Consider the following 24,312-nt stretch of genomic DNA (forward strand, 5'->3'; position numbering starts at 1 on the left):
TGCAATGCCAAAGTCTCCACGGCGGTGACCGTCGAGCAGGCCTTTCAGTCTCCTATCTGGCGGAGTGGGGTCTGCAATAGGAGCCGGCCGTGAGCAGCGAGCGCGCCGGCCGCGTCTTTCAGTCTCCTATCTGGCGGAGTGGGGTCTGCAATATCCCGGTTGATGATGGCTTCCTGGCCGAAGACCACTTTCAGTCTCCTATCTGGCGGAGTGGGGTCTGCAATGGACCCTTGAAACACTTTGTGAGTAACTTATATTCTGCAAGTTTTCTGCAGTTTTCAAGGATCTGTGGTATCTCGAAGAACAATAACATACCGGAGTTCGCCGGACCAGGTTTCGCAGACATGGTTTCTGCCGGTAGGTTAGAGGGGTTTGCGAAAGGCTGTTTTGTGGGGATTTGCAGGCAGAATGCGCAAGCAAAAGTTTTTGAAGTGCCACCGGGTATTGATTTGCAACGCCTTGTAACTGTGGTTTGCGAATGTGATGTGTAGGATCACTCTTCGAGCAGCACATCGAGCAGCAGGGCTGCCGTCCAGGAGAAGAAGTCCGAGCCGTGGCCCCGGCCGGTGAGCGGGTTGAAGTACTCGTAGAAACCGCGATCCCGTACGAGGCGGATCGTGGTCGCGCGCAGATGGTCGGCTTGTTCGGTGAAGCCGTAGCGCTCGAAGCCGCGCAGTAAGAACCAGTTTATGTTGATCCAGACCGGTCCCCGCCAGTACTGCACCGGGGAGAAGCCGTAGCCGTACATATCGTAGCTCGGGGCGCAGATTCCGCCGCTCTTCGCTGGGTAGAAGCCGTGGTGTTCCATGCTTCGAAGCATACTCTGGGCCTGGTTTCCGTCCGGGATGCCGGCGAAGAGCGGCAGGTAGCCGGAGGCTGCATAGACGCGGATGAGGGTTCCAGATCGGAGGTCGTAGTCCAGGTAGGTGCCGTGCTTCTCATCCCAGAGCTTCCCGTTCATGGCGCGGGCGGTCTTCGCGGCCCGGATCTCGAAGCGGGTGGGGTCTTCGCCGAGCGCGCGGGCTAGTTCGGCCAGATCCCGCTCGGCCCGGCAGAGAAGGGCGTTGAAGAGGACGTTCTGTACCAGGAAGGGGGAGGAGTTCCGGATCTCCGCCTCGTCGTATCCATATCCGGCAAAGAGGCGGATCAGGTACGCATAGCGGTCGTAGGCGGACATTTCGGGACGATCCTCGGGGTCCACGATGTGGGTGTCGGCGCGCTGGTAGGCCGGGATTTCCTCCGGGGAGAGCTGCATGCCGAGCAGGATCGGGTCCCATATCGGGGAGTTGTCCATGCCGCTCTCCCAGGGGTGGCGGATGTAGACGAGCCCTTCTCCTTCCGGGTCGCGTTCGCGGTAGAGGTAGTCGTGCCAGGCGGCAAGCTTCGGGAAGAGCTCCGTAAGGAACGGGCGGGCATCCTCACCGAGGCGGCGGTACAGCTCCAGCGCTGCGGTGGCGTGGACCGGGGGCTGCACCACGCCGGAGGTCTGGTGGTCGTCGGGCGAGTCGGGGCTGAGGTGAGCGTCCCAGAAGCCGATGCCGGGGAAGTACTCGGAGAAGCCCGGGTCGAAGACGACGTGGGGCAGGAGGCCGTTCTTCCACTGGCTGCGGAAGAGGTGCAGGAGCTCCTGTGCGGCGCGCTCCGGCGCGTAGCGGGAGTAGCCGATGGAGATCAAGGCCGAGTCCCACGACCACTGGTGCGGGTAGAGCCGGGGGCCGGGGCGCGTGTACTCGCCGGTCCAGTTGAACTCCAGCACCATCTTCGCCTGCCGGATAAGTATTCGGTCTAGATGTTCCATATGCCTCTTGTGCTCTTCTTCGGAGCGTACCCCGGTAGTATAGTTTGTCGGCGCGGGATGCTATGGCGAAGAGCGTAAGATACGGGCCTCTTGAAGGAGATGGGGCTCGTTGAGGTGTGTTAAACACACCCCATTTCGCTTGAGAGGGGGCTGCCCGGAGAGCGTCTCGAGGGGTTCCTGGCGCTTCCGGCCCTGCTCATCCTGCTGCCGCCCTTCCTGCAGGAGGGAGGGGCCCTGGGGGGTATCCTCTCCAGCCGGCTGGCATCCAGGCTGCATCTGGGGCTGCTGGAGCCCAAAGGCGTGCCCGGAGCCGAGGTCTTCCGCGACTTCGCCCTGATCTACACCTTCGCCGCCGGGGTGTTCCTGTTTATCGGGGCGGCTTCCGACTCGGTCTTGATCCCGACACTCAGAGCATACCGATCATAACCGCCAGCGTAGATTTCCTGGGAGCGGTGAGCCTCGTGATATCCCTGGCCGTTTTCGGTCTGGCGGGCTGAGCCGTATGGCGGAACGGCTCGTGACCGGCTGGTCCGGTCCTTTCAAAGAGCCCTCGTGGCACCGGGCGGCGAGCTGGTCCATCCGGTCCTAACGCCGCTTCTTCTTGTGCTGCTTCCCCCGCCGAGACTTGCCCGCCTTCGGCCGGGTTTGCGTGCGATCCCCCGCGCTCCGCTGCTCCTCCGGCGCGCGCTCCGTCTCCCTAGGGCTCCTGTAGATTAGCAGGTTCTGCAGGAGGGTGATGGAGCTTGAGGTGACGTAATAGATCAGCAACGCCGCCGGAAAGCGGCTGAGGAAGGTCGCTATGGCGATAGGCATCAGGCGCATGATGCGTCGCTGGCGAGGGGCCACGTTGCGGCTCGCCAGCTCCTGGGCGACGAGCATGGTCCCGGCGAAGAGCGCCGGCAGCACGAAGTACGGGTCGGCGCGGGTGAGGTCGGTGAACCACAGCAGGCCGCCGCTCTCGAAACCGGGAACGTGGGTTTCGAAGTCCCGGATGGTGTAGTAGAGCGTTATGAAGATCGGCATCTGCACCAGCACCGGCAGACACCCGCCGAGGGGATTGACCTGCCGCTCCCGGTAGAGCTCGGCCAGCTTCTCCTGCTGCCTCTGGCGGTCGTCTTTGTACTTGTTCCGGATCTTCTCCATCTCCGGCTTTAGCTCCTGCAGAGCGCGCACGCTCTTGACCTGATGCAGGGTGAGTGGGAAGAGGACGGACCGCACGGAGACCGTCAGGCACACGATGGCCAGCCACCACGGTGCGCCGAGGTCGTGGAAGAAGTTGAGCTCGCCCGAGATCAGGTACGCCAGCGGAGCGAATATGTCGCCGATCAGACCCACAGAACCTGACGCGCTCTCTTGAGGCGGATGGCAGTGGGATCTTTCTGACCCGGAGTCCTCATGCGAAACCCCCGTACTTTGCGGATATCGTTGTCCTCCTCTTCCGGCACCACATCCAGGAGCGGGGCTGCGGTCCAGGAGAAGAAGTCCGAGCCGTGGCCCGTCTTTGTGGTTGGGTCGAAGTACTCGTAGAGCCCCGCCCGCAGCTCGTGCGGCGGGCGGCTCTCTCACGGCGCCGTGCAGAGCCCTATGGCCGGGACGGGCACCTCCCAGTTCGGAAGGGTCTCGTAGAGATAGACCGTGAAGGTCACCGGCACGAGGAACGCTCCGAGCAGGATTACCGAGGGGATGAAGTTCGGGTTCTGGGTCGCTGCGAGCGTGCGCTCGGTGAGGTAGAGCAGTGCCACGCCCGCGATGAAGATCTGAAACCAGCGGCGGCCGAAAAGGCGCAAGCTATATCTCCTACCATCTCAAAACCCCGCCCGGGAGCGGCGTGGCCCTTCCGGGCGACCCATTATACCGGCTCCGGGTGATGGTGTCGCCCGACCTCACCCGTAACAGTCCCGGCCCGTTCGGAGCTACTCGTAGCGCAGCGCCTCGGCGACGGGTATGTTGGCCGCCCGGCGCGCGGGCCAGTAGGTGGCGACGAGAGCGGCGAGGTAGGCGATGCCCACGATCACGGCCAGTTGCGTTACCGGCAGGCTGAAGGCTGCGCCCGTGCCGGCGATCTGGTCGTCGGTAAGGAGCAGGTACGCCAGGGAGATGCCGAGCACCAGCCCGATAGCTATGCCGACCACTGCGATGAACGAGTACTCGATCATGAACGCCGCCTGTACCATCCGGCGCTTGAACCCGATGGCCCGGAGCATCCCGATCTGCTGCCTCCGTTCCACCACGCTGCGGATGGAGATGACCCCGAGGGCGGCGATGCCGACGAGCAGCCCCAGGCCCATGAACGCCTGCAGGAGCGTGTTGAACGTGTCATTGGTGCTGTTCTGTTCCTCGAACTCGGCGGTCATCGAGCTGGCCTGGAGCCCGTTGGTCACGAACGCCGACTCCAGCTCGCGGGCCGTGGCGACCTCCTCCGCGCCGCTCTTTAGCCGGAAGAGGTACTGGTTTGGCGGGACGGCCATCCCGGCGTAGCGCTCCAACCCGGCCTCGGAGGTGTAGATGTCGAAGGTGCGGGCGAAGTCCAGCACGCCGATGACCGTGTACTGCGTCTCCTCGCCCGTCTGCGGGTTGCGGGCCGTGATCTCCGTCGGGCGCATCGTGTCCTGCTCGTAGGAGACGCTCTTGAGCTGGAAGCCGGTGTCCCCGACGATGAAGGCGTTCTCCATGCGCACGTTCATCGCGCTGACCACGGCGAGGTTCGGGTCGTCCCGGAGCGCCTCCCAGACCTCCCGGTCGTTCTCGTAGCCTTCGGCGCGGACCTTGATGGGGAACTCGTTCTCCCGCAGGAAGTCCTCGTCTACGCCCTGGAGTGTGGCCTCGGCGAACTCGCTCTCGCCGCCGGCCTCCCGGACCTCGGCCGGAGCGGTAGAGACGGTGGCGAAGCCTGCCACCCGGTCGCGCAGCTCCGGGTCCTCGGAGATCGCGGCTTCCAGGTTCTGGGGCGGGTTGTTGGGGTTGGCCGACCCCTGCACCATGTAGCCGCCGGCGTATTCCCGGATCGCCTCCTCGTCGCCGGAGAACGACTCGGAGATCACGCTCATCATCACCAGCGAGAAGACGATGAGGGCGAACATGCCTAAAGTGAGACCGGTGCGGAACGGGTAGGCCAGCGGGTAGGAGGTCGCCGTCTTGATGACCGGCGCGAGCGACCGGGAGCGGCGGAAGATCACGGTCGCCAGCGAGAGCACGCTCTGGGCGTTGTACATCACGAGCCACACGGCCCCGGCGACCAGCATCACGCCGGAGAGGAAGAACATCTCGAAGCCGCCGGAGAGCTCGTAGATCCGCTCCACGCGGTCGTCGAGCCAGAAGCTGCCGAACCACCAGGCGAGCAGCCCACCGCCCGCTAGCGAGTACGCGACCCGCTCGGAGGCGACGAAGCGCCGCACCAGCACGGCCGCCGCGACGATGACCGCCGAGGTCCCGAGCCAGAAGGCGGAGCCCCAGATCTGCTGCCAGGCGACCGCGGAGAGCGCGGCTCCCCCGACCAGCGCGAGCAGCGCGATGACCGTTGAACGGCCGCGCAGGCGGCGGTTCTCCGGCTCCGGCACGTCCCGGATGGCCGCGACGATGTTCAGCCGCGAGACCCGCCAGGAGCTGAACAGGACGGTTGTGAAGGTGATGATCATGCCTAAAGAGTAGCCGGCGATCAGGCTCCAGGGCGTGATGTCGAAGCTGAAGGTCCAGCCCGGTTCCAGGGTGGCGAAGATGCGGCCTACGGTGCCTATGAGCAGCCAGGAGACGAGGACGCCGAGCCCGGCCCCCACGGCCGCCGCCAGCAGGGAGTAGAGCGCTCCCTCGGAGAGGAAGCTCTGGATCAGGTGCCGCCGCTTGGTCCCGACCGCCCGGCTGATGCCCATCTCCGGCTTGCGCTCGGCGGCGAGCATGACGAAGATCAGGAAGATGAGCAGCACACCGACCATCACGCTGAAGAGGCCCAGGATCATGAAGATGGAGGTGAACGCGTTGGCGACCTCCTCGGCTCCGCTGAGCCCGTCCTGCTTGGTCGCTTCCACCGAGAGCCCGGTTCCGGCGGTCGCGGCCTCCAGCGCCTCCACGGCGGCTCCGGTCTCCTCTACCCCGGCCTCCGCGTCGCCGCGGTTGGAGACGAATATCGCGGAGAGCCGGTCACCGGCTCCGGTCAGCTCCTGCACCGCCTCCAGCGGGGCGAGCATCCTCGGCTCCGTGCCGGCCAGCCCGCCATCCGGGACGACGCCGGCCACGGTGATCTCCAGGGGTTGCGGCCCGGCGAAGACCTCCACGGTGTCGCCGCTTGCGAGCTCCAGCTCTTCGGCCAGAGCTTCGTTGACCAGGACCTCGTTCTCGTCCAGGTCCGGGAGGGCGGTGCCGTTCGCGGCCCGCAGCTCCTGCATCTCCTGGTCGGTGGGGAGGCCCATCAGCGCCGCACCGGGTGCGTTCCGGTCTCCGGCCCGCACGGCGGCCGGGGCTTCGAGGGCGGGCACGAGCGTCTCTATGGCGGGCTCGCCGGCGACCTGCACGGCCAGCCCCACGTAGTCCGACTCCGGGAAGAGCGCCAGCCCGCCGCTCTCCTCGTCCTGGCCCTTGACGGTGATGGTCTCGTCTATGGGGCCGAGCTCGCGGTAGATGTCGGACTTGATGGAGTAGTTCAGCGAGTCCCCGAACCCGAAGGCGCTGGTCATAATGAGGGTCGAGAGCATCAGGCCCAGCACGATCAGGGCGCTCTGGGCCTTGCGGCGGGGGATGTTGCGCAGGCCGATGCGGAACATGATGCGGTTGAAGAGCAGCGTCCACAACACCGGGACGAGCAGCACGGCGAGGATGGCGGCCAGCGTGAGGGCCAGCCCGTCCATCGGGATCCCGAAGAGCTTATCCATTGCGGCCATCCACGTTCACGATCACGCCGTCGCGCATCCGCACCACCCGGTCGAGCATGCCGCCTATCCTCGCGTCGTGGGTGACGATCACGAAGGTCTGGCCGTTGGTCTTGTTGAGGTCCAGGATCACGCCCATCACCTCGTCGGCGGTCTCGGAGTCTAGGTCGCCGGTCGGCTCGTCGGCCCACACGATGGACGGCTCGTTGACGAGCGCCCGGGCTATCGCGACCCGCTGGCGCTGGCCGCCGGAGAGCTCCGCCGGCCGGTGCCCGGCGCGGTCGGCCATCTGCACCATCTCCAGCGCTGCAAGCGCCCGCTTGCGGGCTTCCTTCGCCCGCGTGCCGGAGACGAGCAGCGGCAGCTCCACGTTCTCTACCGCCGTGAGGACCGGCAGCAGGTTGTAGAACTGGAAGACGAAGCCCATCTCCTGCGCCCGGTACTCCGTCTTCTTGTTGTCCGACATGCCCTTGAGCGGGGTGCCGTCGACGATGATCTCGCCGGAGTCGAAGTCCTCCAGCCCGGCCAGACAGTTAAGCAGCGTCGTCTTGCCGCAGCCGGAGGGCCCCATGATCCCCACCGTCTCGCCGCGCCGGACGCTCAGGTCCACGCCGCGCAGGGCGTGAACCCGGATCGCGCCGGTGTCGTAGGTCTTGTTCACGCCGCGGGCGACCACTATCTCGTCCACCGCCGCCCGGCTACTCTTCACGCTCGCCTCCACGCAGCCTCCTTTGCGGGTCCTTATCTGTCTGACCTAAAGCTAGCCAACCCGGATTACCTGCGCATCGGCCGGAGGTCCGATTCCGGCACGGCCCGGGGTATGACCGGAGTCATGTGCACCTCCGGCGACCCTCGCGGGGTAGTAGAGTGAGGGCATGAGCCGCACGCTAAAGTTCTTGCCCGGAGCAGCCGATACTCTCCCGGCACAGAGAAAAGCGACCCCGCCCCGCGGCGGAGCCCCGGACCACCGGGGGGAGAGGAAATGTATATGCGACGTTTGTTGGTGGTGCTGGCGTTAGCTAGCGTGCAAGCGATGCTCCTGGCGGGAGCCGCCGGAGCTTCATCGGCGAGCTTCTTCGACGGTTTCGCCTACTTCGACGCCGAGCGGTGGTCCAAAGGAGACCATAAGCTGGGCCGCAGCTACCTGGACCCGCGCAACGTCAGCGTGGCCGGGGACAACCTGCAGATAAAGCTGCCCGCCCGCACGCTCAACGGCGGCGAGGTCCTCACCAACGAGCTCTACGGCTACGGTTCCTACACCGCCCGCATGAAGGTCCCCTACGCGCCGACCTCCATAACCGGCTTCTTCCTCTACAAGAGCCCGGACTACGAGAGCGAGATAGACATCGAGGTCTTTAACGACTCCTCGCGCAAGGTCATGTTCACCACCTACGCCAACGGCTCCCAGACCCACACCGAGACCATGCTGCTCCCCTTTGACCCCACCGCCGGCTATCACGAGTACCGCTTCGACTACGCTCCCGGATACGTCAGGTTCTACGCGGACGACAACCTCATGAAGGAGTGGACCGACGGCATCCCCCAGACCTCCATGCACCTGATGGTCAACGCCTGGTTCCCCAACTGGCTGGGCGGCAAGAAGCCCCGCAAGGATGCCTACCTCTACGTGGACTCCATCGGCTACACGCAACGGTACTGACGCAGGCCGGGCTCTGCGGGGGATCTCTAGCCGCGCTCGCCCCAGCCGTGCTCGGCGGCGTAGAGGGCGGCCTGGGTGCGGTCGCGCAGGTCCAGCTTGCGGAGGATGCTGGTGATATGGTTCTTGACCGTGCCCTCGGTGATGTATAGCTTGCGCGAGATCTCTCGGTTCGACGCTCCTGTCGCCAGCAGCCGCAATACCTCTCTCTCGCGCCCGGAGAGCAGGTCCATATCGGGAGCGTGTTCCCGGGGCGGCGCCAGCCGCCGGAACTCCGAGACGACCTTGGAGGTGATCGAGCCGCCCAGCACGGCCTCGCCCCGGTGGGCCCGCTCGATGGCGGCTACCAGCTCCTCCGAGGGGGTGTCCTTGAGCAGGTAGCCGCGCGCGCCGGAGCGCAGGCCCTCGAAGACGTACTCGTCGTCGTCGAAGGTGGTGAGGATGACGGCCGCCACCCCCGGGTAGCGGCGGGAGAGGTAGCCGACGAGCTCCACGCCGTTCATGCGGGGCATCCGCACGTCAACCAGCACCACGTCGGGGTCTATGGTGGGGAGCAGCGCCAGCGCCTCCACGCCGTCGGCCGCCTCCCCGACGACCTCCACGCGCTCCTCCAGGTCCAGGAGCGTCTTGAGCCCCTGGCGCATGAGCGCCTGGTCGTCCACGATCATGACCCGGACCGGCTCAACCACCGGCCGGCTCCAGCGGCAGCTCCAGCTCCAGCACGAAACCCTTGCCGGGAGCGTTGGCCGCCCGCAGCGAGCCGTCCAGGGCTGCGGCCCGTTCGCGCAGGCCCCGCAGCCCGAAGCCGCGCTCGCTCGCGTCCTCCGGCGCGCCCCGGCCGTCGTCCGCGACGGTCAGCCGGACGCTCGGGTTGCCGAAGGCGAGCGTGGCGCGGACCCGGTCCGCCCCGGAATGCCGGAGCACGTTGGTCAGGGCCTCCTGGAGCGTCCGGTAGAGCGCGAGGGCGGCCTCGGGCGGCAGCTCCCGCTCCTCGCCGCTAACCTCGAAGGAGACCCGCATGCCGGAGGCTTCGAACTCGCGCACGAGACGCTCCAGGGCCTCCGGGCCCCGTTGTTCCTCCATCGCGGCGGGCTTGAGGGCGCGCACCGAGCGCCGGACCTCCTGCAGCGCCTGGGAGGAGAGCTCCTTCGCCTTCAGGACCTCCTGGCGGGCACGGTCCGGCTCGTGGTCGATGAGCTTGCCCGCCGCTTCGAGCTGGACGTTGACGACGGTCAGGTAGTGCCCGAGGGTGTCGTGGATCTCGCGCGCCATCCGGTTGCGCTCCTCGGAGATGGTGAGGTCGCGCACCCGGTCGGCGTAGCGGCGCAGCTCGGCGTGGGCCGCCTCCAGCTCGGAGAGCAGCTCCTGGGTGCGCTCCTTGCGCCGCTCGGCGAGCACGGCGATCATGCAGATCCCGATAACGAACGCCAGAGAGGGCAGCACGAGCAGGCTGTTTATCAGGGCGTCGCGGAAACCCAACTCCGGCACCAGGACCAGGAGCGCCAAGAAGAAGGCGAGAGTGATCCCGGCGGAGTACGCCAGCGCCCGCAGGAAGCCGAAGAGGAAGACGGCGTTGGCTACCGCAATGCCGAGAAAGCCGAAGGCGAAGCCGCCCGTATCTAGGAAAGCTACCGTGAAGGCGGCCGCCAGAAACACCGGTACGAACAACAGCCGGCGGCGGTCGGAAGGAGGTTCCCACGGCAGGAGAGGCCACAGTACTCCCAGCGCCAGGAACCCGAGAACGACCGGCCAGTCACCCGGAATCGCATCGGACCTGTATACGTGAAAGAGAAAGGCTCCGGCGAAATACGACCAGAAGATCAAATTGAAGAAGCGGTCCAGGTGCCGGTCTTCGACACGCTCCGGCTCGCTCTCCCGGTGTCTGAGCAGCTCCTTTATCTTTCCGGCTACCATACCCGGTACTCTACCGCCGTTCCGGCGAGGAGTCATCGTGCTCCGGTCATGTTCGCGGCATGACCCGGGTAATGGCTTACCCGGCTATTACCTCCGGGCCGTCCGGGCTGAGGATGAAAGTCTCCTCGGCCTTGGCCCCCGGAAGCGAGGGGTTCCAGGCGAACGCCTGGTTGGCCCGGATCCCGTACGGGCTCTCCGGCGTGGCTATGACCTCCCGCGAGGCGTAGCCGGTGAGGCCGCCCTGGTGGTGGTCCCGCCAGCCCTCGGGGAAACCGGCCTCCTCGTAGAACCGCCGGCAGTCGGCGAAGGCTTCGCCGAGGGTGCGGCCGGGGCGGGTGGCCTCCTCGCGCATCCGGTGCAGGATCTCTTCGCAGGCGGCTAACCGCCGCTCCAGCCCGGCGTCCGGCCGCTCGAAGTGGACGAAGCGGGTAAGGTTGGCGTAGAGGCCGCCGCGCTCGGCGCAGACCACGAGCATCGCCCGCTCTCCGAGCCGGGCTTCCGGAACCGGGATCGGGTGCCGATAGAGCCGCAGCCGCTCCCAACCGGCGGCCATCAGCACCGGGGCGAACAGCCCGCGCCGCCGGCCGGCGGCCGCGAGCTGCGCGGCGGCCTCCTGCTCGGTGGTCCCGGGGGTCAGGTATTCGGCCGCCTCCCGCACCGCCGCGGTGGCGTCCTCGCCCACCCGCCGGTAGCGCTCGATGGCCTCCGGGTCGAGGACGCGCCGCAGCTCCGAGACCTCGGCGGCCAGCTCCGCGCCGGGTTCGTCCGTCCCGAGCGGCGCGCCGCCGGAGAGCTCCCGGAGCGTGGCGTCCGGCGGCTCGTACCAGGGGTGCTCAGCCACCTCCAGCTCCGGCGTCACCTCCCGCCGGAAGCGCGGGGCCTCGATGTTATCGGTCAGGACGTACTCGGCCTCCGGGGTAAGCAGGATACCGGCCACACCCGCCGGGGCGGCGTGGTCCACCCGGTTATCCGCTCCGCCGGTGTACCAGGCGAAGTTGGCCGGGCTCTTGAGGAGCGCGGCTCCAAGCCCCAACCTCTCCAGCAGCTCCCGGACGCGCTCCCGCCGCGACTCCCGGCTCATCTCACGACCTCCGCTCCGGCGGCCGGGAGGAAGCGGTAGAAGGCCGGCTCGCGGAACCCGGAGTCCCGGAAACTATTGCGGACGGTCCGTTCCAGTTCCTCCGCGCGGCTGCTCTCCACCAGGGCGATAGCGCAGCCGCCGAAGCCCGCGCCCGTGAGGCGGGCTCCGGGCGCTTCCGACTCCCGCGCGCATTCCACGAACGCGTCCAGCTCCGGGGTGGAGACCTCGTAGTCGTCGCGCAGGGAGCGGTGCGAGGCGTACATCAGCCGGCCGAACTCCGCGAAGTCCCCGGCTCGCAGCGCTGCGGCTGCGTCCAGGACCCGGGCGTTCTCGGAGATCACGTGCCGGGCGCGCCGGCGCTCCTCGCCGGAGAGCCTCCGCAGGTCTTCTTCGGCGGCGTCCCGCAGCTCCGCTACTCCCAACGCTGCGGCGGCGCGCTCGCAGGCTGTGCGCCGGTCGTTATAGCCGGTTTTGGCCAGGCCGCGCTTGAGGCGCGTGTCGCAGACGAGCAGGGCCAGCCCGGCGCTCTCCAGCTCCAGCGGCACCGGCTCGGCTTCGAGGGTGCGGCAGTCCACGAGCAGGGCCGTACCTGCCTCGCAGAGCAGCGAGGCGTACTGGTCCATGATGCCGCTGTTCACCCCGACGAACTCGTTCTCGGCCCGCTGGCAGAGCCGGGCAAGGTCCTTGCGCCCGGTACCCAGCTCGAAGAGCGCGTCCAGCGCCAGGGCGGTCGCCGCCTCTATGGCCGCCGAGGAGGAGAGGCCGGAGCCGAGCGGCACGTCCCCGGCGAAGGCTGCCCGGAAGTCCGGGATCTCGTGGCCCGCAGCCCGCAGGGCCCACAGCACGCCGCGCGGATAGTCCGCCCAGGAGCCCTCCCGCTCGCCGGCGAGCGGTTTCGTCTCCTCGAAGTTGGCGGAGTAGAGTTCGTTACCGCTGCGCCCGACGGCGGCGGCCACCCGGCGGTCTATGGCGCAGGGGAGCACGAAGCCGCCGTTGTAGTCGGTGTGCTCGCCTATCAGGTTCAACCGCCCCGGTGCGCTGGCCACGAGTTCGGGGTCTTCGCCGAAGCGCTCCCGGTAGGCGCTGGCGGCTCGTCTCTCCACCTCTCTCATCCCGAGCGCTCCACAGCTTCCCGCAGCTGCGTGGCGGTCTCTTCCGGCAGGGCGTCAACGATGAACGCTCCGGCTCCCACCTCGCTGCCGGCCAGGTACTTCAGCTTCTCGGCTGTGCGGTTGGGCGGGTAGAACTCGATGTGGAAGTGCGCCGTGCCCGAGTAATCCTTCCCGTCCGTAGGGGCCTGATGCATGACCATCACGTAGGGCAGCGAGTAGCCGAAGAGTGCGTCGTAGCCCAGCAGGACCCGCTTGAGGGTCCGGGCCAGATCCCACCGCTCCTCACCATCCAGCTCAGAGATTGCAGGAACGCAGCGCGTGGAATAGATGTGTACTTCGTAGGGATAGCGGGCGTAGAACGGTACGAAGGCCGTGAAGTGACTGCCCTTAGCCACTATCCGGCGCCCGTCCTCGAGCTCGGCGGCCAGAAGCTCGCAGTGCAGGCAGCGGCCATGCTCTTCTCTGTGTGCTTTTGCGGCTTCGAGCTCTCTGGCCGGGCGGGGAGGGATGAAGGGGTAGCCGTAGATCTGGCCGTGCGGATGGTGCAGCGTGACCCCCATGACCTCTCCCTTGTTCTCGAAGATGAAGACGTACTCCACCTCTTCTCTGGAGCCCAGATCCTCATAGCGGTCGGCCCAGACGTGGATCAGGTCGCGGATGCGGCGCGCACTCATCCGGGCGAGCGTCGTGTCGTGCTCGTCGGAGTAGAGGACCACCTCGCAGATCCCGCGGCCGGGAGCGGTGGGGCTCAGCCGGGTACCCGGCTCTTCCGGTTCAGGCGCGTCCGGCCTGAAGGAGGGGAACTTGTTCTCGAAAACGACTATCTCGTAGGAGGAGCGGGGGACCTCCGTTGGCGTTCTCCCCTCGCGGGTGGGGCAGAGGGGACACCACTCCGGAGGGGGCAGGAAGGTGCGCTCCTGGCGGTGGGTGGCATAAGCGACCCACTCTTTGAGGGTCGGGTCCCAGCGCAGCTGGTTCATCCTTCGTCCTCCTCGTCCTCTCCTCCCTCCTCGAGGGAGTAGAAGATGATGTAGCGCCCGTCGTCTTTGGGCAGGATCTCTTTCTTCATCCGGCGCTCACCATCGGAGGCGGTTTGGGGATGTTCCTCCACAGGACTAACCTTCCTCCAGAATCGCGATGCCCCGGGGGGCGAGTTGCAGAGTGTCCCGACGCTCTCCCGTCAGCAGGTCCCGGGCCGGGTCCTCCAGACGCAGCTCTACCGGCTCTTCGCTGTGGTTAAGCGCGAAGAGAAAGGAGCGCTCGCCGGCCGTCCGGCGCACCACTTCGACACCTGCGGGGGCTTCGAGCGGCGGCCGGACACCCGCCTCCTGGCAGATCCCCTCCAGCAGCGAGGCCATATACGCCTCTTCCGGCTGCGTGCCGAGGTAGTAAGCGGTTCCGCGGCCGAAGCGGTGGCGCGTGATCGCGGGCTGCCCGGAGGAGAAGCCGGATGCGAAGGTCGCGACCGGCTCGGCTCCTTCCAGGCGGATCACGTCGCTCCACAGGTGTGCCGCGCGGGTGTCTCCGCTCTCCGTTCGCAGCAGGATCTCCTCGTCCGGCGTCGAGGGGGCGAATTCCTCAACCCGGAGGCCGAGTAGCTTCCGGAGCGGCGCGGGGTAGCCGCCGAGCCAGATGTGGTCGTGCCCGTCCGCGATGCCGGAGAAGAACGAGATCACTAGCGTTCCCCCGCCGGATACGAACCGCTCCAGGTTGCGGGCCGCCGTTTCGCGCAGCAGGTAGAGGTTCGGGACGAAGACGGCCCGGTAGCGCGAGAGGTCCCCTTCGGGGTGGGCGAAGTCTACTAGTATGTTCTTGTGCCACAGCGGGGTGTAGTAGCTGCGGAGCTGCTCCAGCAGCCGCACCTCGCAGGAGGGCTTGGAGCCCAGCTCCAGCGCCCACCAGCTCTCCCAGTCCAGCAGGATCGCGGCCTCGGCCTCGCCGCGCGAGCCGGGCAGAGCGTCCAGCCGCTTCAGCTCGTTGCCGAGCTGCACCACCTCGCGCCAGACGCGGCTGTCGGTGCCGGCGTGAGGAACCAGAGCGCCGTGAAACTTCTCCGCCCCGGCCTTGGAGGCCCGCCACTGGAAGAACATGATCCCGTCCGCCCCGCGGGCAAGGGCCGCATAGCTCCAGAGCCGCATCTGGCCAGGCCTCTTCGGGACGTTCACGGGCCGCCAGTTGACGCTGCTCGGGGTCTGCTCCATGAGGACCCAGGGATTCCCGCCGCCGAGCGAGCGCATCAGGTCGTAGGTCATGGCCGCGCCTGCCGGAGCGTCCGGGTCGGCGGGGTCGGGGTAGCAGTCGTGGGAGACGACGTCCTCGTGCCGGGCCCACTCCCAGTAGTCCAGCGGCTTGAAGAGTCCCATGAAGTTGGTGGTGATAGGGATCTCGGGTGTGATCTCGCGCAGGATCCCGGCCTCCATCCGGAAGCACTCCAGCAGCGCGTCCGAGGAGAACCTGCGCCAGTCGAGCTGCTGCGTAGGATTGGGGAAGGTGGGGGTGGGGAGAGGCGGTCCTACCTCCTCCCAGTCCGAGTACTGCTGGCTCCAGAACGCGGTGCCCCAGGCCCGGTTGAGCTCGGCCAGCGTGCCGTACTTACTGCGGAGCCACTCGCGGAAAGCGGCGGCGGAGGTCCGGCAGTAACACTCGGGGACGTGGCAGCCGTACTCGTTGTTCACGTGCCACATGGCGAGCGCGGGGTGGTCCTCGTAGCGCTCGGCTATCCGGCGCACGAGAGCAGCGGCCCTCTGCCGGTAGACGGAGCTGCTCGGGCAATACTGCTGCCGGGAGCCGGGCCGGAGTGTCACTCCCTCCCGCGTGACGGGCAGGGTATCGGGGTAGAGCTTCGCCATCCAGGGCGGGGGAGAGGCGGTTGCGGTGGCGAGGTTCGCCAGGACGCCGTTTTCGTGCAGCAGGTCCAGGACGCGGTCCAGCCAGGCGAAGTCGTACTCGCCGGGATGTGGCTCCAGCTTCGCCCAGGCGAAGATCCCGACCGAAACTAAATTGACCCCGGCCTCCCGCATCAGCCGCACGTCTTCGGCCCACACCTCCTCCGGCCACTGCTCCGGATTGTAGTCGGCGCCGTAGAAGACGTGCGGCAGCTTTTTAGAGATCATCTAACCCCCTCCGGCAGTGCGCCGCCATGGGTTTCTATCAGGTCGTCTGCCAGGGCCCGGATCTCGTCCAGTGAGAGCACGCTCGCGGCGTGCCGGTCCAGCATCGCAGCATGGTAGACGTGATCCCGCTTGCCCTCCAGCGCAGCGCGCACGGTAAGCTCCTGCACGCTCACGTGCGGCAGGCACATCCCCGCGAGCTGCGGCGGCAGCTCTCCTGCGTGGCAGGGCCTGAGGCCTGCGCCGTCTGCCAGCACCGGCACCTCGACGCAGCAGTCCTGCGGCAGGTTGGTTATGAGGTTCGTGTTCCGGACGTTACCGTAGATCACCCGCGGCGTGTTCGTCTCTATGGAGTGGATGATGGGCGCAGCGTACTCAATGCTCGGCTGCAGCGGGAAGCTCTCCCCGGCGAGCAGCTTCTTGCGGCTCCGCTCGTACTCGCGCAGGTTCTCCTCGCTGCGCCTCAGGTACTCGTCCACCGGGATGTCGAATCTCTCTATGAGCCCCTCGTCCTTGAGAAAGTAGGGGGTGTACTCGGCGTTGTGCTCGCTCGACTCGGTGACAAAGTACCCGAAGTGGCGCATCAGCTCGAAGCGCACCTTATCCTTCGCATACACCTCCGAATCCTCCATCGCCGCGAACAGGCGCGGGTAGGCGTCTTCGCCGGCCACCTCCAGCTTCGTCATCCAGGCGATGTGGTTGATCCCGGCGCACTCGTAGAGCAGCTCCTCCGGCGCGACGCCTATGTAGGAGGCTATCTGCCGTGCGGTGTACTGCACACTGTGGCAGAGCCCCACCACCTTCAGCTCCGGGTACGCCCGGTAGAAGGCCCACACCAGCATGCTCATCGGGTTGGTGTAGTTCAGAAGCAGCGCGTCCGGGCAGAGCTCGCGCATCTCCCGGCCTAGCTCCACCACGAATGGTATGGTCCGCAGGCCGCGGAAGATGCCGCCTACCCCCAGAGTATCGGCGATGGTCTGCTTCAGGCCGTACCTCTTGGGGATCTCAAAGTCTGCAAGGGTAGCCTCGTGCATCCCGATCTGGACCATGTTTATCACGTAGTCTGCGCCTTCCAGCGCGGAGCGGCGGTCGGAGTGCTCCTCGACCCTCGCCTCGCCGTTCAGTTGCTCCGAGGTCCAACGGGCCATCATCCCCGCCGTCTCCAGGCGTTCGGGGTCTATGTCGTGTAAGGCGACAGTGGCCCCACGCAGCTCCGGGTAGTGGAAGATGTCGGTCAGCAGAGTCCCGGTGAACTCTACGCTTCCCGCGCCGATGAATGAGATTTTAATCACTGCAACCTCCTTCTGGCTTAGACGACTGGCTACTTCAATCCGGTGCGGGCGATGCCCTGGACGAAATAGCGCTGGAAAAAGATGAATATGAGCAGCATGGGTAGTATTGAAACCAGAGTCATTGCCATCAAGTAAGTCCACTCTGTGTAATAAGCGCCTTGCATTAGATTGAGGCCAAGAGGGACAGTGTACGCTTCTTGGTCTTGCAGAACTACTATAGGCCAGGCGAAGTCATTCCACCGCCACATGAAGGTAAAGATTATGAGCACAGCAATGACAGGACCTGAGAGCGGCAAGACGACCTTGCGGAAGATTGTAAACTCGCTGGCTCCGTCAATCCTGGCGGCTTCAATTAGCTCGTCGGGAATGCTCATCATGAACTGCCGTACCAAAAAGATCCCGAACGCTTCTGCTGCTCGCGGGAAGATTACTCCCCAGTAGGTGTTGACCCATCCGAGTTGAGCTACGATTAGGTACTCAGGGACGATATAAACCTGAATTGGGATCATCAGAGTGCTAAGCAGTAGGAGAAAAATAACATTACGACCAGGGAAGTCATATTTGGCAAATGTATATCCCGCTAGCAAATTAATGAACACAGTGATTACGACTGCGATAAGAGCTATTGCGAAGGAGTTGATATACCATTGGGTGAAAGGTAGTGTGTTCCAAGCTTCTACAAAATTGCTCCAGACAAACTCAGAAGGCCATAGCTGGACTTCAGGCGCAAAGATCTCTTCTCTGGGACGAACTGCAGTAACGAACATCCAATAGATCGGGAAGAACATGACCAACGCAGCTACTACTACAGAAACCCAGATAACGGCATTCTTAATCTTTTGGCTCATTTGCCTGTTGTAAGAGACTTTCAACATGAGCATAACCTTCTCACTCAATCGATTCCCCCTGCCTGGAGATTCGCCACTGTATAGCTGTGAAAGCGAGAATTATGAAGTAGAGCACGACACCCATTGCTGCTGCATAGCCCATTTGACCGGTTTGGAAGGCTGCTTGATAAATGTACTGAACTATTACAGTAGTTGAGAAGCCCGGACCACCACCGGTCATCACATAGATCAAATCAAACACATGGAACGAGTAAATTACGTTAATAATTAGCAAGAAGAAAGTGGTTGGTCCTAGCAGTGGCCAGGTAATGTACCTGAACTGTTTCCAGCTTGAAGCGCCATCTACTTGAGCCGCATCATAGTAAGAACTAGGTATCGATTGAAGACCTGCAAGGTAAATAACCATGCAGAACCCTATCCTCGTCCAAAGTGTGGCTATGATCAAAGACGGCATGGCCCAAGTTGGTGAAGATAGCCAAGGGATAGGATCACTGCCCATTTGTCGGAGTGTGTTATTAATTATCCCGTAGTGATCATTGAATATCCACGAAGCTACTAGAGCTACTGCTACTCCTGAGATAACCACTGGCATGAAAAAGATACTGCGCAGTATTCCCCGAGCTGGAATCCACCGGTTAAGTAAAATGGCTACACCTAACCCTAAGATCATACTTGTGGGTACTGTGCCAAGAGTGTAAATGGCTGTATTGATCAATACCTGCCAAAATAAATCATCCTGCATCATGTTAAAATAGTTTCCGAGCCCGATAAATTGGGAAGTTCCGATCAAAGACCAATCGTGAAAGCTTATGTAGAATGCATATAAGATTGGAATAAACATGAATGCAGCAAATACAATCATGTTTGGTGTTATGAACAAGTAAGGGATCAAACGGCGCTGATGGCGTTGCCACCAGCGCCGTATCCGGATGCGCAGTTCGCCCGTGCCTTTCTGAAGAGGTCGGCGTTGCATTATTTAGCCTTTCGCTGCTGTGTGAGTTGAAACAGACTAATTGCCTAATGCATTCGCAGTACCTTCTTCAATCTTTTGAGCTGTTGTTCGTGGATCCTGGCCTGCTACGAAAGCTAGTTCGAGTTCGTCAGCCATGACCTGGTTAATTTGGTTGAATTCCGGAAGCGTTTGTACGCTAGCCATATGCTCTGGAATCGTTCTCGCCTGTTCGAGGAAAATCTCCATAGCATCTGGGCGAATCCGGTAGTCAAGTTCTTGCTCCAGAAGCGATGTACGAACCGGAATAAATGTTGCAGAAGTAACGAAGTTGCGCATGTTGTCTTCATTAACAACGAATTTTATAAAGTCTGCGGCAACTTCTGGATGATTGCTATCCTTGCTCACAGCAAGAGCGTTTCCCCCCATATCAGAGGCTTTCTCAATATTGCACGGCATATAAGTTACACCATACTCAAAATTGGTCATATGGTCCTCTAAATACGGCAAATACCAGTCACCGTTGAGCATCATGCCGATTGTGCCATTCGCGAAGAGTGCATGGATTTCTTCAGTGCTCTTGACTGAGGTGTTTGGGGGAACGAGGTCTTCTTCGAACCAACTTTGAGTCCAGGCGATAGTATCAATGCCTTCAGGGGTATTGATTTGTGGAGCACTCAGATCATCATTGAGAAACTGTCCACCGCGCTGATAAAGGAATGGCATCCAACGATAAGGATTGCTCTCCTGCCAATTCATGGCGAAACCAAAAGTAGCATTAGTCTCTTCCTTGATCTGCCGAGCTAGGTTAGTGAACTCTTCCCAAGACCAGCACTCTTCTAGACTTTGAGGTACTTCAACGCCAAGTTGCTCAAAATAGTCAGCGTTATAGAAAAGCGCAAAGGTGTCAGTGTGATGTGGCAAGCCATAAACTCGATCTTCATAACCTACTGCTTGCCAGAAAGCCGGTTCAAACTCATCTCCATCCCCTTCACTGAGGTAGGGAGTTAAGTCTACCAAAGCGCCTTCTGAACTATAGCGACCGATTTGCTGGTATTGCATGCGCACTATATCAGGTGCGTTACCTGCAGCCAGCCGTGTGTCAAGTTGCTCATAGTAATCAGAGGGAACATGGGTCAGATTAATGGAAACATCAGGGTTTTCTGCTTCATACTGATTGATAATGTTCTGGAACGCTTCTAACTCGGCGTCGATACCCCAAGTAGCAAAGTTAAGTTGAATTTCTCCTTCTGCCTCTGAGGTATCTCCGCCGCACCCTCCCAACAGCACAAGACCAGCCCCGGCCCCCAGGCCGGTGATCAAAAACTCCCGCCGGGTGAGACCACGCCCCCGCACTCCTCTCGCCATCCGCCTGCTCCTCCTTCACGCAAACTGCACGTACTCGAGAGATTGACACAAATTTACCAGCACTCCGAACTAAAGTCAACGATATCAAACAGATATCATGTGGAAAATTTGCTTGTTTTGCAGAGTACGGGAGCTGGCAGGGGCATCCGGGGCTCTTGCCAGGGGTGTGCGAAGGCGGTGGAGGGGCGTGGTAACATAGCGCCCGAGATGGGATCCGAGCGGAATACGATCTTGAGCGCCCTGTACTCGCTAGGGGTGCTGTTCGTCTCCGGGGTTATGCGCTGGATCCTCCTCTACTGGCCGGCCATCTCCGGGGCTGCGTTCCTGGCTCTGATGGGCTGGGAGCTGGAGAGGACTCTCACCGCCGGCGTCGCCGTCGTGATCCTCCAGGGGACATGGACCCTAATGTATGTCGTGTACATGAGCAACCGGGAGGTGTGATGGAGGTCTTCTTCCGTCGCCTGCGGCCGGGGGCTGAGGCGCCGGCTCGCGCCCATGCCGGGGATGCGGGCTACGACCTGCGTGCCGCCGGGAGCGCGGTGCTCCCGCCCGGCGGCCGGGCTCTGGTGGGAACGGGGATAGCCGTCGCCATCCCGGAGGGGTACGGGGGTTTCGTGCTGCCGCGCAGCGGGCTGGCGGCGAGGCATGGAATCTCGCTCGTCAATGCTCCCGGACTCATAGACTCGGGGTACCGGGGTGAGATCAGGGTCCCTCTCATCAACCACGACCCGGAGGAGAGCTTCGAGGTGGAACCCGGGATGCGGATCGCCCAGCTCGTCATCCTGCGGGTGGAGGCGGTCCGCTTCGTCGCGGCGGACTCGCTGGAGGCTGCGGCCGACGGGCGGGGGGAGAAGGGGTTCGGTTCATCGGGGATATGAAGTTCCTCTGCGACGCCATGCTCGGAGGGCTCGCGAAGTGGTTGCGGGCCTCCGGGTACGACACCTACTACGCGCGGGAGGGCACCGAGCTGGCCGACGGATTCCTGGTGCGGCTAGCGGCCGATGAGGGCCGGGCGCTCCTCACCAGCGACGGCGGATTTCTGGAGCGGAAGCCGGTGCGCGACGGCGAGATAGAGTTTCTGCTGCTGCCGCACGGACCCGTGGAGGGACAGCTGCGGCGGGTGGTGCGGCACTACGGGCTCGTCCGGCGGGAGTCCCGCTGCATGGAGTGCAACGGGGAGCTGCGGCAGGTCTCCGCCGGCGCGGTGTCGGGCAGGGTGCCCTGCGGGGTCGCGGAGGACCATGACAGGTTCTTCCTGTGCGGGGGCTGCGGGCGCGTATTCTGGCACGGTTCGCACTGGGAGAGGATCGGGGGGCGGCTGGCGCGGGTCTTCGGATGAGGATCTGCATCGTCTCTCCCTACTCCTGGGCCTTCCCCGGCGGCGTGGTGGAGCACGTCGACGCTCTGGCGCAGCATCTGGAGCGGCGGGGGCATGTGGTGCGGGTCATCGCGCCGAACGACCCTCTGGATTTGCGCACAAGGGTCCTGCACCCGCGGCTGGGGCGGCACGGTGCCCTTCCCTCCCGCGTGATACCCGTGGGACGCTCCATCCCGATCCCCTCCAACGGTTCTCTGGGGAACCTGGCGTTCTCGCCGCGCACCCTGTGGCGCGTGAAGCGCACGATAAAGCGCATCCGGCCGGAGGTGGTGCATCTGCACGAGCCGCTATTGCCCCCGATCTGCTGGCTTGCGAGCTGGGCCGTGCAGGAGATGGGGATCCCGATCGCGGGCACCTTCCACGCTCACTACCCCGGTGGCTGCTACCATTACCGGCTCTTCAAGCCGCTGCTGGAGCCCCTGGTCGAGGCCCTTGACGCCCGCATAGCCGTCTCCCCGGCGGCGGCCGCGACGGCCGGGGAGCACTTCCCCGGCGAGTACGCCATCATCCCGAACGGGGTGGACGTGGACCGCTTCCGGAACGGTGAGACCGGGCGCGACCCTTACCGGGTGCTCTTCGTCGGCCGGCCGGACGAGCGCAAGGGGCTGCCCATCCTGCTGCGCGCGTTCTACGGCGTGGTGCGCCGGGTGCCGCAGGCCCGGCTTGTTGTGGTCGGGAGCCGCCCGGAGGATGTGAAGGTGCCGAAGGGGTTACTCTCCAGCGTGGAGGTGCGGGGGATGGTGGACGATGCCGGGCTGGTACGCAGCATGCGTACCGCGGGTGTGCTCTGCGCGCCCTCTACGGGAGGAGAGTCTTTCGGGCTCGTGCTCATCGAGGCCATGGCCGCCGGGCTTCCGGTCGTGGCGAGCGACATACCCGGCTACGACGCGGTCGTTACCTCCGGGGAGGACGGGCTCTTGGTTCCGCCCGGAGAGCCCGCCGCGCTGGCGGACGCCCTCGTGCGCGTGCTGAAGGACCGGCGGCTGCGGGAGAAGCTCTCCCGCGCGGGGGAGAGGACCGCCCGCCGCTACGCCTGGCCGCGGGTAGCGGCGGAGATAGAGCGGGTCTACCTCAGGATTCTGGGCTGACCACCCTTGGGGGTCAGCAGCACGACCGCCGCCGCAGCCGCCGGGTAGGCGAGCGTCAGGACCGTGGCGACGAGCCCCGAATCGTTGAGCGCGCCCATCGCCAGCGCCGCGACCGCGCCGCCGAGCATACCGGCTCCGAACGCCGTGCCGCGCACCCGGAGCCAGCCGGCGCAGGCTATCCCGGCGAAGGCTGCAAAGACGGCGAGCAGCGCCGGGTTCAGGAGGTGTTGGAGGCTCAGAAGCAGCCTCTGCGCCGCGACCGCCGCGAGGTCCAGCCGGCCGGAGAGCGCCCGGGTACCGTGGGACGCCTCCGGGTCCAGCAGGGCGGAGAGCAAGGATGCCGCCGCTGCGAGCCCGAGCCCGCCGGCGCTCCAGAGTACGGCTCCTGCCGGACCGTTCCTGCGCATCAGCCCGAGCGTGGCCCCGATCCCGGCCCCGGCCGCCAGCGAGGCGCCCACGTTCGCTCCCGTGACCGGCAGCCCGAGCACCGGTACGGCCAGGGATCCGGCCACCGCTAGGCTCCAGAAGAGCTGCGGCCGGCGGGCGCAGAGCGCGCCCAGGCCCACGCAGAGCGCCCCGAGCAGCACGGCCGCGTACTCGTTCCCGATACCGTAGAACCGGGCCCCGTAGGCCGGGTTGAACCCCAGCGTGCTGTAGCGCATGAGGGCACCGCCGGCGGCGGAGTCGGCTGCTATGGCGAGGGTGGAGATCAGGAACACCAGCGCCAGATGCCCGCTCCACGAGCCGGAGAGCCGGAGCGCCAGAGCCGCCAAGCCCGCGGCGAACCCCAGCGTCAGGGCAGCCGCGGGTGCGGCGCCGGTCACGGGGAAGGCGGCGGCGAGCAGGGCCCCTGCGGGCAGTGCGGTGCCGGCGAGTATTGAGTATGCCACCCCATCCCGGCCCCACCGGAGCGCGCTTCCGGCGAGGAGGGGGATGCTCGCGGCGGCGATCAGAGCCCACACCGCGAACCTCTGCTCCGCTACGAACGCCAACCGCTCCTGCATCCGCTCCACCGGTTCCGGGCCGCCCGGCTCGATGGTCGCCGCTCTTCCGGTCATCTCCGGCGGGGCGGGGGCGCCGAGCGCCGCGAGCAGCGTCGGCGCTACGTCGGCGCTCGAGATAAGCCCCGCCGTGCGGGTGCCGGGAGAGTAGAGCGCTCCCGGTTCGCCGTCCGGCTGCAGCAGCGTGAAGGGGGTCAGGTTCGCCGCTCCTTCCGGAGCCAGGGGCGAGGCGACGGCCACCGCGGCTCCCGCGGCGCGGGCGGCCTCGACGGCTTCGGCCGCCTCCTCCGGACCGGCGGCCTCCAGCGCGATGAAGCCCGCGCCGGCCTCCAGCGCCTCCCCGAGAATCGCGCCGGGGGGACCCTCCGGGTACCTCAGCGGTACGTTGCCTGCGGAGTCCATGGCTACGAGGAGCGCCCGGTCTCCCACGGCCGCAGCCTTCACCCCCGATCTCGCGAGCGCGTCGCCCAGAGCTCCGGGGTGCACGGTGGATGCGGGGCCGGTGAACGCCTCTCCGATTCGGGCGGTCGCCCCGGGCAGCTCCCGGGGGGCTACGGACGTGTCCGCCCGCGCTCCGGCGCCGAGGAAGAGGTAGGGCAGCCGGGGGTCTTGGGGCTTCTCGCCCTGGACGGTGGAGAGGTTCGCCACCGCTCCCTCCTCGAAGACCGCAGCGAGCTCCGGGTTCTCGCGCACCGCTTCCCAGGAGAGCTCCTCTACCAGCACGAGCACGGCCGGGCGCTCCGGCGGGGCAGCGGCTGCCGGGTGTGCGGCGCCGGCCAGCAACAGCAGGCAGAAGAGCAGCAGGACGGGGGCTATCTTTCGCACAGCGAGCTTATCCTAGCAGAGCGCGGGGGCGG

The 24,312-nt window shown here is 65.0% G+C and carries 23 protein-coding genes; 7 read left to right on the top strand and 16 right to left on the bottom strand.

Going from position 1 to position 24,312, the window contains the following annotated elements:
* The first annotated feature begins 89 nt into the window (after positions 1-89).
* Positions 90-491 carry a hypothetical protein gene (locus E0L93_RS16570; RefSeq protein WP_424511421.1) on the top strand — a complete coding sequence of 134 codons (402 nt, stop codon included), beginning with the start codon at positions 90-92 and terminating at the stop codon, positions 489-491.
* A gap of 2 nt (positions 492-493) precedes the next feature.
* On the opposite strand, the gene E0L93_RS06435 is transcribed toward E0L93_RS16570, so the two are convergent.
* A complete protein-coding gene (locus tag E0L93_RS06435) occupies positions 494-1,798 on the bottom strand; it encodes an amylo-alpha-1,6-glucosidase (protein WP_132690107.1) in 1,305 nt (434 codons plus the stop codon).
* Positions 1,799-2,098: 300 nt separating this feature from the next.
* On the opposite strand from E0L93_RS06435, the gene E0L93_RS16430 reads away from it, so the two are divergent.
* Positions 2,099-2,224 carry a hypothetical protein gene (locus E0L93_RS16430; protein WP_279387454.1) on the top strand — a complete coding sequence of 42 codons (126 nt, stop codon included), beginning with the start codon at positions 2,099-2,101 and terminating at the stop codon, positions 2,222-2,224.
* A gap of 159 nt (positions 2,225-2,383) precedes the next feature.
* On the opposite strand, the gene E0L93_RS06440 is transcribed toward E0L93_RS16430, so the two are convergent.
* The 4 genes from E0L93_RS06440 to E0L93_RS06455 all read right to left on the bottom strand — a co-directional run bounded on the left by E0L93_RS06440 (position 2,384) and on the right by E0L93_RS06455 (position 7,378).
* Positions 2,384-3,133, bottom strand: a complete 750-nt coding sequence (locus E0L93_RS06440) for a YidC/Oxa1 family membrane protein insertase (protein ID WP_165874201.1) — start codon at positions 3,131-3,133, stop codon at positions 2,384-2,386.
* 227 nt (positions 3,134-3,360) lie between these two features.
* Positions 3,361-3,585: a hypothetical protein gene (locus tag E0L93_RS06445; protein ID WP_132690112.1), complete on the bottom strand. Its 225-nt coding sequence runs from the start codon at positions 3,583-3,585 to the stop codon at positions 3,361-3,363.
* 126 nt (positions 3,586-3,711) lie between these two features.
* Positions 3,712-6,660, bottom strand: a complete 2,949-nt coding sequence (locus E0L93_RS06450; protein ID WP_165874202.1) for an ABC transporter permease — start codon at positions 6,658-6,660, stop codon at positions 3,712-3,714.
* Positions 6,653-7,378, bottom strand: a complete 726-nt coding sequence (locus E0L93_RS06455; protein WP_207890354.1) for an ABC transporter ATP-binding protein — start codon at positions 7,376-7,378, stop codon at positions 6,653-6,655. The genes E0L93_RS06450 and E0L93_RS06455 overlap by 8 nt, the downstream gene beginning before the upstream one ends.
* 267 nt (positions 7,379-7,645) lie before the next feature.
* Here E0L93_RS06455 and E0L93_RS06460 point away from each other — a divergent pair, with 267 nt between their 5' ends.
* On the top strand, positions 7,646-8,317 hold the full coding sequence (locus E0L93_RS06460; protein ID WP_165874203.1) for a glycoside hydrolase family 16 protein: 672 nt from the start codon (positions 7,646-7,648) through the stop codon (positions 8,315-8,317).
* Positions 8,318-8,343: 26 nt separating this feature from the next.
* On the opposite strand, the gene E0L93_RS06465 is transcribed toward E0L93_RS06460, so the two are convergent.
* The 10 genes from E0L93_RS06465 to E0L93_RS06510 form a co-directional block, all read right to left on the bottom strand.
* A complete protein-coding gene (locus tag E0L93_RS06465; RefSeq protein WP_132690295.1) occupies positions 8,344-8,982 on the bottom strand; it encodes a response regulator in 639 nt (212 codons plus the stop codon).
* Positions 8,983-8,995: 13 nt separating this feature from the next.
* A complete protein-coding gene (locus E0L93_RS06470) occupies positions 8,996-10,228 on the bottom strand; it encodes a sensor histidine kinase (protein ID WP_165874204.1) in 1,233 nt (410 codons plus the stop codon).
* A 76-nt stretch (positions 10,229-10,304) separates the two neighbouring features.
* On the bottom strand, positions 10,305-11,309 hold the full coding sequence (locus E0L93_RS06475) for a M24 family metallopeptidase (RefSeq protein ID WP_132690121.1): 1,005 nt from the start codon (positions 11,307-11,309) through the stop codon (positions 10,305-10,307).
* Complete coding sequence (galK, locus tag E0L93_RS06480; protein ID WP_207890356.1) at positions 11,306-12,412, bottom strand: galactokinase; 1,107 nt, start codon at positions 12,410-12,412, stop codon at positions 11,306-11,308. Before galK ends, E0L93_RS06475 begins: the two co-directional genes overlap by 4 nt.
* 5 nt (positions 12,413-12,417) lie before the next feature.
* Complete coding sequence (galT, locus tag E0L93_RS06485; protein ID WP_132690125.1) at positions 12,418-13,401, bottom strand: galactose-1-phosphate uridylyltransferase; 984 nt, start codon at positions 13,399-13,401, stop codon at positions 12,418-12,420.
* 135 nt (positions 13,402-13,536) lie between these two features.
* The gene (locus E0L93_RS06490; RefSeq protein ID WP_132690128.1) at positions 13,537-15,534 is read right to left on the bottom strand and encodes a beta-galactosidase; all 1,998 of its coding nucleotides are present in this window, start codon (positions 15,532-15,534) and stop codon (positions 13,537-13,539) included.
* Positions 15,531-16,823: an alpha-glucosidase/alpha-galactosidase gene (gene melA / locus E0L93_RS06495; protein ID WP_132690130.1), complete on the bottom strand. Its 1,293-nt coding sequence runs from the start codon at positions 16,821-16,823 to the stop codon at positions 15,531-15,533. Before melA ends, E0L93_RS06490 begins: the two co-directional genes overlap by 4 nt.
* A 29-nt stretch (positions 16,824-16,852) precedes the next feature.
* Positions 16,853-17,719 carry a carbohydrate ABC transporter permease gene (locus E0L93_RS06500; RefSeq protein ID WP_207890357.1) on the bottom strand — a complete coding sequence of 289 codons (867 nt, stop codon included), beginning with the start codon at positions 17,717-17,719 and terminating at the stop codon, positions 16,853-16,855.
* On the bottom strand, positions 17,712-18,644 hold the full coding sequence (locus tag E0L93_RS06505; protein WP_132690133.1) for a carbohydrate ABC transporter permease: 933 nt from the start codon (positions 18,642-18,644) through the stop codon (positions 17,712-17,714). Before E0L93_RS06505 ends, E0L93_RS06500 begins: the two co-directional genes overlap by 8 nt.
* A 36-nt stretch (positions 18,645-18,680) precedes the next feature.
* Complete coding sequence (locus tag E0L93_RS06510; protein ID WP_132690135.1) at positions 18,681-19,988, bottom strand: ABC transporter substrate-binding protein; 1,308 nt, start codon at positions 19,986-19,988, stop codon at positions 18,681-18,683.
* Between the two features lie 231 nt (positions 19,989-20,219).
* Here E0L93_RS06510 and E0L93_RS06515 point away from each other — a divergent pair, with 231 nt between their 5' ends.
* From E0L93_RS06515 to E0L93_RS06530, 4 genes are read left to right on the top strand one after another with little or no spacing between them, the layout of a single operon-like run.
* On the top strand, positions 20,220-20,429 hold the full coding sequence (locus E0L93_RS06515; RefSeq protein WP_132690138.1) for a hypothetical protein: 210 nt from the start codon (positions 20,220-20,222) through the stop codon (positions 20,427-20,429).
* The gene (gene dut, locus E0L93_RS06520; protein ID WP_132690141.1) at positions 20,429-20,866 is read left to right on the top strand and encodes a dUTP diphosphatase; all 438 of its coding nucleotides are present in this window, start codon (positions 20,429-20,431) and stop codon (positions 20,864-20,866) included. The genes E0L93_RS06515 and dut overlap by 1 nt, the downstream gene beginning before the upstream one ends.
* Entirely contained in the window at positions 20,863-21,327 is a 465-nt protein-coding gene (locus E0L93_RS06525) for a Mut7-C RNAse domain-containing protein (protein ID WP_132690144.1), read from the top strand. The genes dut and E0L93_RS06525 overlap by 4 nt, the downstream gene beginning before the upstream one ends.
* Positions 21,324-22,454 (top strand): glycosyltransferase family 4 protein, encoded by a 1,131-nt coding sequence (locus E0L93_RS06530; RefSeq protein WP_132690146.1) that lies wholly within the window; start codon positions 21,324-21,326, stop codon positions 22,452-22,454. The genes E0L93_RS06525 and E0L93_RS06530 overlap by 4 nt, the downstream gene beginning before the upstream one ends.
* On the opposite strand, the gene E0L93_RS06535 is transcribed toward E0L93_RS06530, so the two are convergent.
* On the bottom strand, positions 22,433-24,280 hold the full coding sequence (locus E0L93_RS06535) for a hypothetical protein (protein ID WP_132690149.1): 1,848 nt from the start codon (positions 24,278-24,280) through the stop codon (positions 22,433-22,435). The genes E0L93_RS06530 and E0L93_RS06535 overlap by 22 nt on opposite strands.
* Positions 24,281-24,312 lie beyond the last annotated feature (32 nt).

Source organism: Rubrobacter taiwanensis (assembly GCF_004337705.1).
In the GTDB taxonomy this organism is placed as follows: Bacteria; Actinomycetota; Rubrobacteria; order Rubrobacterales; family Rubrobacteraceae; genus Rubrobacter_C; species Rubrobacter_C taiwanensis.

What these genes read in the sequence shown, in the direction of transcription:
- E0L93_RS06435 (WP_132690107.1), bottom strand. Translation starts at nt 1,798, where the DNA reads ATGGAACATCTAGACCGAATACTTATCCGGCAGGCGAAGATGGTGCTG.
- E0L93_RS06450 (WP_165874202.1), bottom strand. Translation starts at nt 6,660, where the DNA reads ATGGATAAGCTCTTCGGGATCCCGATGGACGGGCTGGCCCTCACGCTG.
- E0L93_RS06460 (WP_165874203.1), top strand. Translation starts at nt 7,646, where the DNA reads ATGCGACGTTTGTTGGTGGTGCTGGCGTTAGCTAGCGTGCAAGCGATG.
- E0L93_RS06465 (WP_132690295.1), bottom strand. Translation starts at nt 8,982, where the DNA reads ATGATCGTGGACGACCAGGCGCTCATGCGCCAGGGGCTCAAGACGCTC.
- E0L93_RS06470 (WP_165874204.1), bottom strand. Translation starts at nt 10,228, where the DNA reads ATGGTAGCCGGAAAGATAAAGGAGCTGCTCAGACACCGGGAGAGCGAG.
- E0L93_RS06475 (WP_132690121.1), bottom strand. Translation starts at nt 11,309, where the DNA reads ATGAGCCGGGAGTCGCGGCGGGAGCGCGTCCGGGAGCTGCTGGAGAGG.
- galT (WP_132690125.1), bottom strand. Translation starts at nt 13,401, where the DNA reads ATGAACCAGCTGCGCTGGGACCCGACCCTCAAAGAGTGGGTCGCTTAT.
- E0L93_RS06490 (WP_132690128.1), bottom strand. Translation starts at nt 15,534, where the DNA reads ATGATCTCTAAAAAGCTGCCGCACGTCTTCTACGGCGCCGACTACAAT.
- E0L93_RS06505 (WP_132690133.1), bottom strand. Translation starts at nt 18,644, where the DNA reads ATGCAACGCCGACCTCTTCAGAAAGGCACGGGCGAACTGCGCATCCGG.
- E0L93_RS06510 (WP_132690135.1), bottom strand. Translation starts at nt 19,988, where the DNA reads ATGGCGAGAGGAGTGCGGGGGCGTGGTCTCACCCGGCGGGAGTTTTTG.
- dut (WP_132690141.1), top strand. Translation starts at nt 20,429, where the DNA reads ATGGAGGTCTTCTTCCGTCGCCTGCGGCCGGGGGCTGAGGCGCCGGCT.
- E0L93_RS06525 (WP_132690144.1), top strand. Translation starts at nt 20,863, where the DNA reads ATGAAGTTCCTCTGCGACGCCATGCTCGGAGGGCTCGCGAAGTGGTTG.
- E0L93_RS06530 (WP_132690146.1), top strand. Translation starts at nt 21,324, where the DNA reads ATGAGGATCTGCATCGTCTCTCCCTACTCCTGGGCCTTCCCCGGCGGC.